Source organism: Paenibacillus whitsoniae (assembly GCF_003955665.1).
Taxonomy (GTDB): Bacteria; Bacillota; Bacilli; order Paenibacillales; family NBRC-103111; genus Paenibacillus_E; species Paenibacillus_E whitsoniae.
Window position 1 is genome coordinate 21,089 of record NZ_RXHU01000109.1, and the last position, 13,909, is coordinate 34,997.

Sequence of the window (13,909 nt, forward strand, 5' to 3'; positions counted from 1 at the left end):
GTCGTGTCTCGTACTCCGCTCCGCTTCTCCGCTGTTCGCCCCACAGCAATCGCCCTAGCATTTACAATTATTCAACATAAATTAATAGTGTCTACGAAAAGACAAGGAGGTAAGCCCAGCTCCTGAAGGACTCGTCTTTCGCGCAGACAAAGGTCGTGATTGGTTCATCCGAAGGAGGGGTAAGCTTGAGTATTTTAATAATTGGAACAGGGTATGTCGGGGTGACGACCGCCCTTGTGTTTGCGGAACTCGGCTTCGAAGTAACCGGGCTGGACGCCGATGAGCGCAAAGTACAGACCTTATCGGAAGGGAAGCTTACGTTCTATGAGCCCGGATTGCAAGATTTGCTGGATAAGCACTTAGCTGCGGGGCGGATCCGTTTCACCTCTGAAGCGAAGCAAGCGATTCGGCAGAACTCGATCCTCTTCCTTTGTGTCGGCACGCCTTCCGATGAGAACGGGAGCGCGGACTTGCGCTACATTCGTGCGGTCGCCGAGCAAATCGGTCAAAGCATGGACGATTATAAAGTCATCGTAATCAAGAGCACCGTCCCCATCCATACGAACGAACGCCTCACAGCCTGGATCGCTGAGGCTCAGCCGCATCCCATACCCTTCGACGTCGTCTCCAATCCCGAATTTTTGCGGGAGGGCAGCGCCTTGCAGGATGCGCTTCATCCGGATCGCATTATCATCGGCAGCCGCAATCAGGCCGCAGGACTTCACATTGAATCGCTCTATGAGAAATTAAACGCCCCCTGCTTTCTCACAACGCCCACAACCGCCGAAATGATCAAATATGCGTCCAATTCCTTTCTGGCTACTAAAATATCGTTCGCTAATGAGCTGGCCCGACTGTGCGAACAACTGGACATCAACGTAGGCGATGTCTCCATCGGAATGGGATACGATCACCGGATTGGACCGCATTTCTTAAAAGCCGGCATTGGCTACGGCGGTTCCTGCTTTCCCAAAGATATTAAAGCGCTGCTGCACATCGCGAAGAAGCAGCACACCCGGCTCTCTATTCTGGAGCAGGTGCATGAAGTGAATGAAACGCAGGCTGAACATTTTCTGCAGCTCTGGGAGCGAAAGATCGGCGGATTTGCCGGTAAACGCATCGCGATTCTCGGCCTTTCCTTTAAACCGAATACGGACGATTTACGGGAAGCGCCTTCCTTGGCCGTCATTCACTATTTAACGTCACAGCGGGCGCAGGTGCGCGTGCACGATCCCGTCGCCAAGCTTCCAGCGAGCTTGCAATCGGCCGGGGTGCGGCAGCTGGAACATTTGGAAGACGCCGTCGCAGGCTGCGACGCCGCCATTCTGTGCTCGGAATGGGACGTCTATCGCAACGCGGATTGGGAACAGCTGCGGGATGAATTCAAACAGCTGAACATTTTTGACGGAAGGAACGTGCTTGATCGCCAGCGATTAACGGAGCTCGGGTACACCTATTCGGGCATCGGCAATGCAGCGCGGAATTAGGGCGTGTCTGAAAACCCGCTCAGGGGCATCTTTCCCCACCTTTTCGCCCCCTGCTGCGTCACTTTCGCTGACGTACCCCCAGTACGCCTTCACAAAAGTTCCTTGCATGGAACGAAAATTCGGCAAAATCTGCGGCCCTCGGAGCATTCAGACTCGCCCTAGGAGGTTTTTTGGATGAAAATAGTCGTCACTGGCGCCGCCGGGTTTATCGGTTCCCATCTTTGCGAGAAACTCCTCGAAGATCCGGCTGTGCATGTCATCGGAGTGGACGGGCTCATCCCCAGCTCAACTCCGGTCTCCATGAGAGAGAACAATATCAAGGATCTGCTCGTTCACCCGAGGTTTACTTTTTTACGAGAAAATCTGCTGACAGCCGATTGGGAACGCATTTTGCCGGGTGTGGATATCATTTATCATCTGGCGGGGATGCCGGGGGTCAGGTCCAGTTGGGGCGCAGATTTCAAGCAGTATATCGACAATAATATCGCCGCAACGCAGCGGCTGTTGGAAGGATGCAGAGACTTTCCGATTCACAAATTTATATACGCCTCGACCTCGTCCGTATACGGCGAGCAGCTCGGCCAAGTGTCCGAAACGGCGACAACCTCGCCGCTCTCTCCCTATGGCGTAAGCAAGCTGACCGGTGAGTATCTCTGCAAGGTTTATGCCCATACGACGAAGCTGCCGCTCGTCATCCTTCGCTTTTTCACCGTGTATGGACCGAGGCAGCGGCCGGATATGGCGTTTCACAAGTTCATCGCCCATGCGTTGGCAGGGAAGCCGATCCCTCTGAATGGAGACGGCACGCAGACCCGCGACTTTACGTATGTAGGCGATTGTGTCGCCGCCATCGCTGCGACCGTCCACGCCGAGCAGATTATTGGTGAAACGATCAATATCGGCGGCAAAGAGCGGGCATCCGTGTTGGAATGCATCGCGATCATAGAAAGGCTGCTCGGCCGCAAAATCGACGTGCAGCTGATGGGCAAACCGATCGGCGAGCCGAATCATACGTGGGCCGACATTCGCAAGGCGCAGCGGCTGCTCGGCTATGCTCCGGAAACGGACTTGCAGACCGGACTTGACGCCGAGTTCAAGTATTTGATCTCCCACATATCCCCCGATTAATGCAAAAATCCCGCCTGTCAAGTGATTGACAAGCAGGATTTTTGTTTTTTCATTTTTTGTCTGCGAGCCAAGTGGCAAGCGAGCTGATATCGCCTGCGGATAGTGTCCCTTTAAAGCTGGGCATGGCACCTTTTCCGTTTGTCACTGTGGCCATAATTTGATCTTTGGACAATTTGCCGCCGATCTTCTGCAGATTGGGGCCGACTCCGCCTTCCAGATTTGCACCATGGCAGGCCACGCAGTTTGCTTTAAACACCGTTTGCGCATCGCCGGAGGCCGTCGTCGTTCCGCCGCCTACCCCGCCGGCACCGCCGCTTGTTGTTGCACTGGGGCTTGTTGTCGCGCTAGGACTTGCCGTTGCCGCCGGTGTGGCGCTTGGCGTCGTTTGGCTCTTGCCGCACGCCGACAGCGATCCGCCCACCAATAAGGCAAGTACGATTATGGATGTCTTCTTCATGACGAGGCTTCTCCTAACCTTTTCGCTTCTCATGGGAATGGTAACGCTTCTTTACATCCCTAAGATGCCCCTTCGCTTAACTTTTATGCGCAAGTCTGTATAAGAAAAATCTCCCTTGTGCAAGCTACCCGTATTCACCTGCATACGCACAATCTTCCAAGGAGGTCATACCATTGGCAGAACGACCAAATGAACAGGCACCAGACCAATCTCGCCGCAGCTTTCTCAAATATACGGGAACCGCAATCGGCGGAGCCGTCGTAGGGGGTGTTATCGGCAGCGCCGTTTCCGGCGGCTTTAAGAAATCGGCAGGGGAACCTTCTCCTTCCCCATCTTCATCTGCCGCACCGCAAGCGCAGGGACCTTCCGATTTCAACCAGGCCCCGATGTTCTTCAACCAACAGCAGCTGCAGATTGCGGAAGCGGCCGCCGAGCGCATTTTCCCAAAAGATGATAAATATCCGGGCGCAACCGATCTCGCAGTCGCCTTCTACATCGATCATCAGCTCGCCAGTCCGTGGGGCGTCAATGCGCGTACATACCGCATGGGACCTTTCGTCAAAGGCGAAGCGACACAAGGTGACTACCAGAGCATCGAACGGCATGAACTGATCACGATGGGACTGAACACGCTGGAAGAAACGAGCAAAACGAAGCACAGCAAGTCGTTTACGGAGCTGGCGCCCGAAGAGCAGGATGCGATTCTGACGTCCATGGAGAAAGGCGAAATCAATGTTGTGAACGGCATAACGGGCAAAACGTTTTTCAATCTCTTCCGCGTTCTGGTTATGGAGGGCGTCTACTCCGACCCGCTGTACGGCGGCAACAAAAACATGGCAGGCTGGAAAATGCGGAAATATCCCGGCAACCAAATGAGCTACACCAACGTTGTGGACAAAGACGCGTTCGTGGCTATGGAGCCGCGCAGCTTGCACGATCATTTTGTTCATTAAGAGACTTTCCGAAATAACCCCCACCAAGAAAGGATACGAGAATTATGGCTACCAAAATGCCGAAAGTGCCCGTCGTTATCGTGGGCATGGGTTGGGTCGGCGGTATCATCGCTGCCGAATTGACGAAGCAGGGCGTCAAAGTTGTGGGTCTTGAGCGCGGCAAGCCTCGGGGCACGCAGGACTACTACATGGTGCACGATGAGCTGCGCTATGCCTCCCGCTATGATTTAATGCAAGACCTGTCCAAAGAAACAGTCACCTTCCGCAATAACGACAAAATCGCTGCCGTGCCGATGAGGGAATACGGCTCCTTCCTCTTGGGCGAAGGCTTGGGTGGCGCTAGCATTCACTGGAACGGGCAGACGTACCGTTTTCTTCCCTACGATTTTGAAATTTACAGCAAAACTGTCGAGCGCTACGGCAAACAAAAGATCCCGGAAGGCATGATGCTGCAGGACTGGGGCATTACCTACGACCAGCTCGAACCTTATTTCGATAAATTTGAAAAAATGGCCGGCATTTCCGGCGAGGCGGAGCAAAATCCGCTCGTCGGCAAGCGCTCCGCTCCGTTCCCTACGAAGCCGATGGTCAAGACGCCGATCCTCAAGCTGTTTGAGGATGCAACTAAAAAGCTCGGCTATCACCCGTATATGATGCCGTCCGCCAACCTCTCGGAGCAGTACACGAATCCGGACGGGATTACCCGTGCGGGCTGCCAATACTGCGGCTACTGCGAGCGCTTCGGCTGCGAGTACGGCGCCAAAGCCGACGCCGTCGTCACAGTGCTGCCGATTGCGCAGAAATCCGGCAATTTCGAGCTTCGCTCCTACTCGAATGTCATTCAGATCTTGCATGACGGCAAGAAGTCCAGCGGTGTCGTTTACGTCAATACCGTCACTGGGGAGCAGTTCGAGCAGCCGGCCGACGTCGTCATCATGGCAAGCTATGTATTTAACAACATTAAGCTTCTGCTTACCTCCAAGCTGGGCAAGCCGTACGATCCCGCTTCCGGCAAAGGGGTTATCGGTAAAAATTACTGTTATCAAACGAACGGCGGCTCCGCTTCCGGTTTCTTTGACGATAAGGAATTCAATCTGTACGCAGGCGCAGGATCGCTCGGCATGGAAATTCCCGATTTCAATGGCGACAACTTTGACCACACCAACTTGAACTTCCTGCACGGCGCCGGCATCCGGATTTCCCAGACCGGCCAGCGGCCGATCCAAAACAATTCCGTACCGAAGGGAACACCTGCCTGGGGCAAAGATTTCAAAGCACAGTCGCTGAAATATGCGAACAGCGTCATTTCCGTCGCTCCGCAGGGCAGCTCCCTGCCATGGCGCCACCACTACGTCGATCTCGACCCGACATACAAGGACGCATACGGACTGCCGCTTCCGCGAATTACGTTCGATTTTGAGGAACAGGATCGTCAAATGGTCAAATTCATGGCTGGCAAAGCCGCTGAGATTATGAAGGAAATGAAACCGACGACGATCGGATCGTCCGACCAGCTTGGCCCTTACAATATCGTGCCGTACCAGTCCACCCACAATACCGGCGGCGTCATCATGGGTAGTGATCCGTCCACCTCCGCTGTCAACAACTACCTGCAAATGTGGGATGCGGAAAATGTATTTGTCGTGGGCGCTTCGGCGTTTGCCCATAACAGCGGCTACAACCCGACCGGCACCGTTGGCGCGCTCGCTTACCGGGCAGCCGAAGGCATCTCGAAGTACCTGAAATCCGGCGGCATGCTTGTTTAATTGGCCAGTTGCGCCCGAAGGAAAGGAGACGGACATGGGACAAGAAGATTGGATCGTTCATCTGACCGAAGTCCGCAAGCGGCTGATCGTGATCGCCATCTGGTTCGTGGCCGCGCTCGGGGCCGGCTTGTACCTGTCGACGGACATCCTGCGCTATCTCAAATCGCAGCCGCTAATCGGTGAAATCCATTGGAACGTATTCGGTTTCACCGACGGGCTTATGATTTATATGAAGTGCGCGCTGCTCTTTGCCCTCCTGTTTACCGTGCCGGTGTTCCTCTACCAGGCTTGGGCGTTCGTCAAACCCGGCTTGACGGAACGGGAAGCCAGCAGTGCCCTTCCCTACATTCCCGTGGCATTCGCATTGTTTCTAGGCGGCGTGGCGTTCAGCTATTGGGTCGTCTTCCCGATGATGGTCCGCTTTATGATGCGGATGAACCAGACGGTCGGGGCAGCGGAAACTTACGGGATCGACAACTATTTTGCTTTTCTGTTTCAAATCGTTTTCCCGATGGCGATCGCCTTCGAACTGCCGGTGGTGCTGCTGTTTCTGACCAAAATCGGTCTGCTCACCCCGCAGCTTCTTAAATCGTCGCGCAAATACGCCTACCTTGCTTTAACGATCACAGGCTCGTGCATCTCACCTCCCGATATGATGTCGCACCTCTCCGTCACCGTGCCGCTCATTCTCTTGTTCGAGATCAGCGTGCTGGCCGCAGGCTGGCAGTGGCGGGCCATGCAGCATCGCGAGGCGAACCCGACGACGTAACCAGAAAGGAGGACACTCTATGTTCAACAATATCGGCGTATCGGGTCTTATCCTGATCCTCGCCATCGCGCTGATCGTCTTCGGACCGGCGAAACTGCCTCAGCTCGGCCGCGCTTTCGGTGAGACGCTCCGTGAGTTCCGCAACTCCACGAGAACGATTATCGAAGACGGCGAACACGATCATTTGCTTGAGAATGAAGGGAAGAAGCCGTTGTAGAACGGCAGTGTTACTTATCAATTTATGGGCAATCACACCAACTAACCGAAAAGACCTGGCCACCGCCAGGTCTTTTCCTTTTCCCTTTTCTCTTACATGCACCCCGGGAACATCCCCGTCGAAATCGCAATGCGGTTCCAGCTGTTGATCGTATTGATCGCCATGATCAGCGTCACGTATTCCTTCTCCGTAAATTGCTCCCGCACGCGTGCATACACGTCGTTGGGTACGCCCTTATCGGCAATGCGCGTTACGTATTCGGTCAGTTCCAGCGCCGCCTTTTCCCGATCCGAGTAGATCAGCGATTCGTGCCAGACCGAGATCAGGTTAATACGTTGATCTGTTTCGCCCATCTCCTTCAGCTCACGCGTATGCATATCGAGACAGAACGCGCAGCCATTGATTTGCGAAGCGCGAATTTTAATCAACTCGTATAAGGTCCGTTCGAGCCCGCTTGATTTAATAAAACCTTCCAGTTTTTGCATCGTTTGATACGCTTCCGGATTAACTTTGCCATGTTGGATGCGAACTTCCATGTTGAATCCCTCCAGGTTCATTTTTCTTTTTACGCACATAAGACAAATGAGCCCGAGGTATTGTGACATTATGCCGTGAAAATTAATTTTTTTAATTTATCGGGGTTGCTTAAAATGTACATATGCCGCGCAGCCGTCTCGCCTTCGCCGAGGTCGAATCCCATCAGCATATCCGGCGTGCCATCGGCTTTCAGGAGCAATATTCCGGCCTGCCCGTTGAACCATACCGGCCGAATTTCGCCATCCAACGAGCCTTTCGCAAAAATCCCCTCGAAAAAGCCGCGGATACGCGACTTGCCCAGAATAGGTCGCAACGCAGCACGGCGCTTCCCTCCGCCATCGGAGACGAGAACCGCATCCTCGGTGAGCAGCGAGACGAAGCCCTGAAAATCGCCGGTTCGCACGGCGCTCAAGAACGAATGAACCAAGGGGCTCGCGTCGCCTTGCCCCCGCCATTCCCTTTTGCGAGCTTCCTCGATTTTCGCTTTGGCCCGGCTGACGATTTTCCGGCAATTTACCTCGGATTTGAGCAGCATGTCCGCCACTTCCGCATAATCGTAGTCCAGCACTTCTTTTAAGACAAAGGCAGCGCGCTCTGTCGGCGATAACGATTGCAGCAGCACCAAAAAAGCGTAGGAAATCGACTCTTCCTGCAAAAATCTGGCCTCAGGCCCCGTTTCGCTGCCTTGCATTATCGGTTCAGGCAGCCAAGGGCCGACATAGCTCTCCCTTCGCTTTCTTGCCGATTTGAGCTCGTTCAGGCACCGGTTTGTAATCATTTTAACAATATAAGCTTTGAGATTGGAAATGTCCTCCAGTGGCAACCCCTGCAGTGAAATAAATACATCCTGCAAAATATCTTCCGTATCCGCTACCGTCCCTAATAGTCTGTACGCCACGGAGAAGAACAAGGCGTGATGCTCGCGGTAGATATCTTCCAAATTCATCCATATCAACTCCCGTTTTGCTCGGCTCTACCTAACTCTGTCCTCCATCATAATCGAATGAACTTGAAACGCCAAGCACTTCGTGAGACAATATGTACGAAAAGTAAGGAGGTTACGATACATGCATACATCAGCATCATCGATAGAAATTGGGATCAGTACGTTTTTGGAAGCAACACCGGACCCGGCTACAGGCATCGCCATCTCCCACGCGGAGCGCCTGCGCCAAGCGGTCGAAGAAATCGTCGTGGCCGATCAAGCCGGCCTGGACGTCTACGGTATTGGGGAGCATCACCGCATCGATTATGCCGGAACGGCACCGGCGATCGTGCTCGCTGCCGCGGCAGCCATGACCAAGCACATTCGCTTGACGAGTGCCGTGACCGTTCTCTCCTCGGACGATCCGATCCGGGTTTACCAGCAGTTCTCTACACTTGACGCAATTTCCAATGGCCGTTCTGAAATTATGGCCGGACGCGGCTCATTTATCGAGTCCTTCCCACTTTTTGGCTACAGTTTGGAAGATTACGATGAGCTGTTCGAGGAAAAACTCAGCCAACTTCTCGCCATACGCGCTTCGGAAAAAGTGAACTGGCCCGGCGGCAATCACACCTCGCCGATACCGAACCTCGGCGTGTATCCGCGCTCCGTTCAGGAGCCGTTGCCGGTCTGGATCGCCAGCGGAGGCAACCCCGAGTCGGCGATTCGCGCCGGCGTTCTCGGCCTGCCGATCGCCTTCGCCATCATCGGCGGCATGCCCGAGGGCTTCGCGCCCCTCGTCGCGCTCTATAAAGAAGCCGCGGCGAAATCCGGCCACGACGTGAGCAAACTGCAAATCGCCACACATTCGCACGGCTTCGTGGCGGATACGACGGAAGCGGCCGCGGAATCGTTTTTTGCGCCGACAGCGGCGCAAATGACCAAAATCGGCCGCGAACGCGGCTGGGGCCAGGCCTACAGCCGCGCCACCTACGATGCCGCGCGCAGCCTGCGCGGCGCCTTGTACGTCGGTGATCCCGAGTACGTCGCAGAGAAAATCGTCCTGCTGCATAAGAATCTGGGGATCACCCGCTTTTTCCTGCACGTGAACGTCGGCACGATGCCGCATCATGAAGTGCTGCGAGCCATCGAGCTGCTCGGCACGAAAGTCGCCCCGATCGTCCGCAAAACGATCGGATCGGTGTAACGCAAAGAGGAACCGCGTTCGGTTGACCGCGGTTCCTCTTTTGGTTGTAATCCCGGCTTCCTCATAACCTTGGGAACCGGTATTTGTCGAAGAGGAGAAGAACATTCCTGCGAAAAGACAGGCTTTTTTCAAAAACCAATACGGTTTTCACCAAATGCCTGCGATAAAGCAGGTTTCCAGGCGAAACTTGCCCCAAAAAGGGAATTTCATTGAAAATTCCTGTTTTTTTGCAGGCATTTCATCCAAATTAGAAAGGAAAGAGGAAAATTCCTGCTCTTTTGCAGGCTTGATGCTCCAGCCTAACGCGTTCTCGGGTTCTCGTTCCCACACCTTGTAGTGGAAAACAAACATCTTGGCGCATGCTTGTTCAACTTGCTTTCTAAGCAAACAGGGGCATAATTCTTGGTGCCACTGGTAACAAAGTAGTTACAACTAAGTTGTCTTATTGCCCGTATACAAAAAAAACACACCAGCCCATCGGCCGATGTGTCATTTAACCTACAAAAACTGCTCCACGCCTGTCTCCGCCGCGCGGTATACGGCTTCCAGCGCGACAATCACGCCGCGGGCGTACTCCGGCGTGCAGCTCGGGTCATGCTGCGCTTGGATCGCCTCCAGCAAATCGGCGTACTGCAGCTCGAACGACGACGCAATCGGCTCCGGCGCCACTTGTTCGTAAGGTCCGCCGCGCGAGATCCACAGGGAGCTGCCTGTCAGCAGCTTCAGCATGCCACCGGTGCAGATGATTTCTGTTTCATTGCGGTTCGCGCCCAGATAGCCGGACTGCACAATGGTCGCCGGAATGCCGGACGCCAGCTCCAGGTAAATGATACCGCTCCCCTCAACATCGCCGCGACGGCCGAAGTGCGTCGTCGATGCGCTGACTTTATGGACGGCGCTGTCTGTCAGCCACTGGATTTTATCGATGGAATGCGTGCCGAGATTTGCCAGAATTCCCCCGCCGGACTTGTCTTTCTCCAGGAACCACTGCGGACGCGAATCCTGAAAATAGTTCAAATGCCGCGCATCATGAATCATGACGAGCTCCCCGAGCTCGCCGGAAGACAAAATCCGCTTCGCTTGGATATTCTCCGCAATATAATGCTGCGTGTGCCCGACCAGCATGCGGACACCGGCTTTCCGCACCGCCTCGATAATGGCGTCGCACTCAGCCACATTAAGGGCCATTGGCTTTTCCAGCATGAGATGGCAGCCGTGCTCCGCGGCAAAAATTGCCGCATCCTTATGTAAGAAGTGCGGCAGCGCGATCGCCACCACATCGGGACGTTCCGTGACGATGAGTTCCCGGTAATCCTGATACGCTCGAATACCGTACGTTGATGCAACAGCCTCCGCTCGCGGCAGATGAATATCGGCGACCGCACAAGCCGAATAGCTGTCTGACTTTGCGATCGCATCAAAGTGGCTTTTGGCAATTGCGCCTGCGCCCAGTACGGCAACTTTATAAGGCATGGTTTCAGTTGATGACATGATTCCCGCATCCTCGCTCATTTATAGATACACCGGCTCGCCGGTTTCCCTGCTAAGGTTCGCCGCTTCCATGAAGCGAATAACTTCCAACGTTTCCGCTGGATCTATCCCCTGTTCACCGGTACGGAACATATGCATGATCACTTCCAGCAGCGAAGCGTAGTAAGGCTTAGGATGGTTGTAGACATCCACGAATTGGGAGTTCTTCTCCCGGTGCAGCAAAGCGCCGAACTGGTTATTGCCTCGACGGTTGCCCCGAATCGTGCCGATCGTGCCATTTTTCCAAATGCCTGTCACGACATCATGCTCTTCCGTTACCTGAGCCACCACCTTCTCACAGCCTCTGCCAAGCGTTCGGTACAGCATCTCCACCGTATGAACGCCATACCAGAAAAGCCCCGGCTGCGTCGCCTGCAGCGCCATTGGACCATAGCAATCCATCCCGATCACATCGCCATGGGTCGCGTCCTGCAGTGCAAGCGTTAACTCCTCGGCATAGCGGAGCGAAGAGCAGCTCATGATCGGCACGCGATAACGCGCTGCAATTTCAATAATGGCAGCCGCGTCCGACGACGAGACTGTCATCGGTTTATCGATAAAAACCGGCTTGCCATAAGGGGCAATGCGCCGGAAAAGCTCCAAATGCGCACGGCCGTCAACCGCTGTCAGCAAAATCGCATCACAGTTCTCGGCAACCTCTTCCGGCGACGAAACAATCGCCACGCCGTACTCATCGCGTACCTTTTGCGTAAATCCCTCAATACGGGAATAACTCATTTCAAAATCGTCCGAACCGCCGGGATACGCATGGGTCACGCTTCCACCCGGCACATGATAGGGATGCTGCTCATCGTGAAGAAGTCCGGTAAATGCCGGGGCATGGGAAGAATCAAGACCGATAATGCCAATTCGTAACGTAGATGCTGTCATGGGTTACCCTCCACCAATCATTCTCGCGGGAGCAGGCAGGAAGTTTCGGACAGGAAGTTGACGAGGCATGGCCGACCGATGTCGACTGCCGCCGTCAGTTCGCTTACAATTGCATCATCCACATATATAAACGTATACAAGGTGTAGCTCGCCGGACAATTCGGCTGCTCATGCCGTGGCGTCAATGCCAGTGCACGCTGCTCAAAGCAAATCTCCTGCGTCGGTTCAAGCCGCGTCGTGCGGGAGGACATTTGGCTAACGACGATGCCCCGCTCCATATCGACCAAATACACCGTCACAGCGCAGTCGCAAGCCTTCCCCTTGTCATGCCGCAGCCGTGTCTGAACCGTAATCGTTGCCTGATCCTCGCTGTCATCCGCATAAGAAATTTGCTGCTCTGCATGAACATCTTGCTGGCCGGGCACTGAGCCCTCCCTCTCTCCGTTTATCATGTAAGTGTCGGACACAAAAGCAATTTTCCAATCGAAGTTCATGAACTGCCCCCTTTATGTCGCTATAGTCATCATAATCAATGCCTTGTATAAAAGACAAGTCTTTAAAATGTCTATAAAATTTAAATGAACTATGATGACAGCGCTTTCTTTTTTTATCTAGTATAGGTCGATACGAGCAAAGAAACAACCCTTTCCTATGGATTTCCATCAAGGCTTCTGCACAGCAAGTGGGTCCGCTTTCCGACATGTACATGGAAGAAGCTGCCCGGGCGTTACCGCCAAGCAGCTTCTTTATTTATTCTCAACGACTAACGATACATGGGCCCTTGCACGGGATATGGCGTGTTAAAATCAACAACCGGCTTCTGCTGACTGTAGCTCGGATACGCCTGCTGCTCATAGCTTTGCTGGGTGTATCCCGCCGTTTGCTGACTACGGTGCATCTGCATCACGCATTGGTCCGTCGGACCGATGATGATGGTTTCATTGTTCAACGGCTGCAGCGCCTTGCTGAGCAACTCACGATCCAAGCAGTACGTATGGGCAAGCACGTCAATCGGGGTTTTCGTCAAAATGTCCGACCCGAAAATATATTCCGGAAACGGCGCATCAAAAATCGCAAGCAAATGCGTGTTATCCTCCAAGGCGACCTCCCAATGCCACCAGCCTTGCGGAATATTCGCAACTTGGCCTGGTGAAATCATCACCGTCGTCACTTGATTCGTAAAAGGATTGATAAGCGACACAGCAGCCGAGCCTGCAGTCGCGTATACGAGTTCAGCAGCATTTTGATGATAATGCGGTTCGACGACATGGCCTCGGCTCAAATAAATATCCAATAACGACACATTGCCAAGTGTATTCAAATTGTCCCGTCCAAGCCGGTTAATAAAATTTTCCTGATTCCTGGTGAACAGCCGGTTCTTGTTCAAATCGAACGAGAATTGTAGATTCGGATTTGTATATTCCACATATGGATCCATCGTGCCAAGCTCACTCCATTCACATATCAATCACACTACAGGCATGATATGCAGCGAATCGATATGCGTGACAACAGCCTACTTCCGAGCTACCTCGAGAGCTTAAAAAACGGCTGCTTGCCTTGCTGGGAATGCGTTCGGACACCATAATATTCTTTTCGCAGACACGATGGTCGGCAATGAGCATGAACAACCTTCTGCTTGTCTAGCCAGCCAAGAGGCGTTTACTTTCGCATCTTACTCCTCTTTGTGATGATTCGTATACACGCCGACGACCGCCATAATGGCAGCCAAGCCGTTGGCTATCGCGTTCATCGTCTCGTCTGTAAAAAGCTCAACGCCAAATGCGTTCAAAATCAGCTTTACCGCACCAAGCAAGCCAAGCGCAAGTGTGTAATAGTTCACATTCATAATGTCTCACCACCTGTTCTCCGTAAGATGCTCTATTGTATGCGGAGTTGGGATGAGACGACCTGTCCAATTGAACAGTAGCAAACGTATAGAATTATGAGGAAAGTGTGGAATCTGCTGGAATGAACTCTTGGAGAGGGTAAAGTACAGCACAGGCCGCGTTCCGGTTATTTCCCTGTTTAAGCGACCATAA

16 protein-coding genes are annotated in these 13,909 nt (G+C 53.5%); 7 read left to right on the forward strand and 9 right to left on the reverse strand.

Annotation, left to right across the window (positions count from 1 at the left end; all coding sequences use genetic code 11):
- The first annotated feature begins 185 nt into the window (after positions 1–185).
- Both EJQ19_RS28610 and EJQ19_RS28615 read left to right on the forward strand, forming a co-directional pair.
- Positions 186–1,487: a UDP-glucose dehydrogenase family protein gene (locus EJQ19_RS28610; RefSeq protein WP_126144648.1), complete on the forward strand. Its 1,302-nt coding sequence runs from the start codon at positions 186–188 to the stop codon at positions 1,485–1,487.
- A gap of 174 nt (positions 1,488–1,661) precedes the next feature.
- A complete protein-coding gene (locus EJQ19_RS28615) occupies positions 1,662–2,615 on the forward strand; it encodes an NAD-dependent epimerase/dehydratase family protein (RefSeq protein ID WP_126144649.1) in 954 nt (317 codons plus the stop codon).
- 49 nt (positions 2,616–2,664) lie between these two features.
- On the opposite strand, the gene EJQ19_RS28620 is transcribed toward EJQ19_RS28615, so the two are convergent.
- The gene (locus EJQ19_RS28620; RefSeq protein WP_126144650.1) at positions 2,665–3,072 is read right to left on the reverse strand and encodes a c-type cytochrome; all 408 of its coding nucleotides are present in this window, start codon (positions 3,070–3,072) and stop codon (positions 2,665–2,667) included.
- A 173-nt stretch (positions 3,073–3,245) separates the two neighbouring features.
- On the opposite strand from EJQ19_RS28620, the gene EJQ19_RS28625 reads away from it, so the two are divergent.
- Genes EJQ19_RS28625 through tatA form a run of 4 tightly spaced genes read left to right on the forward strand, consistent with a single transcriptional unit; the run spans position 3,246 to position 6,777 of the window.
- Positions 3,246–4,025, forward strand: a complete 780-nt coding sequence (locus EJQ19_RS28625) for a gluconate 2-dehydrogenase subunit 3 family protein (RefSeq protein ID WP_126144651.1) — start codon at positions 3,246–3,248, stop codon at positions 4,023–4,025.
- Between the two features lie 44 nt (positions 4,026–4,069).
- Positions 4,070–5,791: a GMC family oxidoreductase gene (locus EJQ19_RS28630; protein ID WP_126144652.1), complete on the forward strand. Its 1,722-nt coding sequence runs from the start codon at positions 4,070–4,072 to the stop codon at positions 5,789–5,791.
- A 34-nt stretch (positions 5,792–5,825) separates the two neighbouring features.
- Positions 5,826–6,560: a twin-arginine translocase subunit TatC gene (gene tatC, locus EJQ19_RS28635; RefSeq protein WP_126144653.1), complete on the forward strand. Its 735-nt coding sequence runs from the start codon at positions 5,826–5,828 to the stop codon at positions 6,558–6,560.
- A 19-nt stretch (positions 6,561–6,579) separates the two neighbouring features.
- Positions 6,580–6,777 carry a twin-arginine translocase TatA/TatE family subunit gene (gene tatA, locus EJQ19_RS28640; RefSeq protein ID WP_126144654.1) on the forward strand — a complete coding sequence of 66 codons (198 nt, stop codon included), beginning with the start codon at positions 6,580–6,582 and terminating at the stop codon, positions 6,775–6,777.
- Positions 6,778–6,869: 92 nt separating this feature from the next.
- On the opposite strand, the gene EJQ19_RS28645 is transcribed toward tatA, so the two are convergent.
- Positions 6,870–7,313 carry a carboxymuconolactone decarboxylase family protein gene (locus tag EJQ19_RS28645; RefSeq protein ID WP_126144655.1) on the reverse strand — a complete coding sequence of 148 codons (444 nt, stop codon included), beginning with the start codon at positions 7,311–7,313 and terminating at the stop codon, positions 6,870–6,872.
- A 68-nt stretch (positions 7,314–7,381) separates the two neighbouring features.
- Positions 7,382–8,260 carry an RNA polymerase sigma-70 factor gene (locus tag EJQ19_RS28650; protein WP_126144656.1) on the reverse strand — a complete coding sequence of 293 codons (879 nt, stop codon included), beginning with the start codon at positions 8,258–8,260 and terminating at the stop codon, positions 7,382–7,384.
- A 121-nt stretch (positions 8,261–8,381) separates the two neighbouring features.
- Between EJQ19_RS28650 and EJQ19_RS28655 the strand changes: the two genes are divergently transcribed.
- Positions 8,382–9,446, forward strand: a complete 1,065-nt coding sequence (locus tag EJQ19_RS28655) for an LLM class flavin-dependent oxidoreductase (RefSeq protein ID WP_126144657.1) — start codon at positions 8,382–8,384, stop codon at positions 9,444–9,446.
- Positions 9,447–9,593: 147 nt separating this feature from the next.
- On the opposite strand, the gene EJQ19_RS28660 is transcribed toward EJQ19_RS28655, so the two are convergent.
- The 6 genes from EJQ19_RS28660 to EJQ19_RS32050 form a co-directional block, all read right to left on the reverse strand.
- Positions 9,594–9,833: a hypothetical protein gene (locus EJQ19_RS28660; RefSeq protein ID WP_126144658.1), complete on the reverse strand. Its 240-nt coding sequence runs from the start codon at positions 9,831–9,833 to the stop codon at positions 9,594–9,596.
- A gap of 111 nt (positions 9,834–9,944) precedes the next feature.
- Positions 9,945–10,937 carry a Gfo/Idh/MocA family protein gene (locus EJQ19_RS28665; RefSeq protein ID WP_241243123.1) on the reverse strand — a complete coding sequence of 331 codons (993 nt, stop codon included), beginning with the start codon at positions 10,935–10,937 and terminating at the stop codon, positions 9,945–9,947.
- 21 nt (positions 10,938–10,958) lie between these two features.
- Positions 10,959–11,867, reverse strand: a complete 909-nt coding sequence (locus EJQ19_RS28670; RefSeq protein WP_126144659.1) for a Gfo/Idh/MocA family protein — start codon at positions 11,865–11,867, stop codon at positions 10,959–10,961.
- A 17-nt stretch (positions 11,868–11,884) separates the two neighbouring features.
- Positions 11,885–12,361, reverse strand: a complete 477-nt coding sequence (locus EJQ19_RS28675; RefSeq protein WP_126144660.1) for a DUF7490 domain-containing protein — start codon at positions 12,359–12,361, stop codon at positions 11,885–11,887.
- Between the two features lie 269 nt (positions 12,362–12,630).
- A complete protein-coding gene (locus EJQ19_RS28680; RefSeq protein ID WP_126144661.1) occupies positions 12,631–13,305 on the reverse strand; it encodes a cupin domain-containing protein in 675 nt (224 codons plus the stop codon).
- Between the two features lie 237 nt (positions 13,306–13,542).
- Complete coding sequence (locus EJQ19_RS32050) at positions 13,543–13,716, reverse strand: hypothetical protein (protein ID WP_164716782.1); 174 nt, start codon at positions 13,714–13,716, stop codon at positions 13,543–13,545.
- Positions 13,717–13,909: the final 193 nt, after the last annotated feature.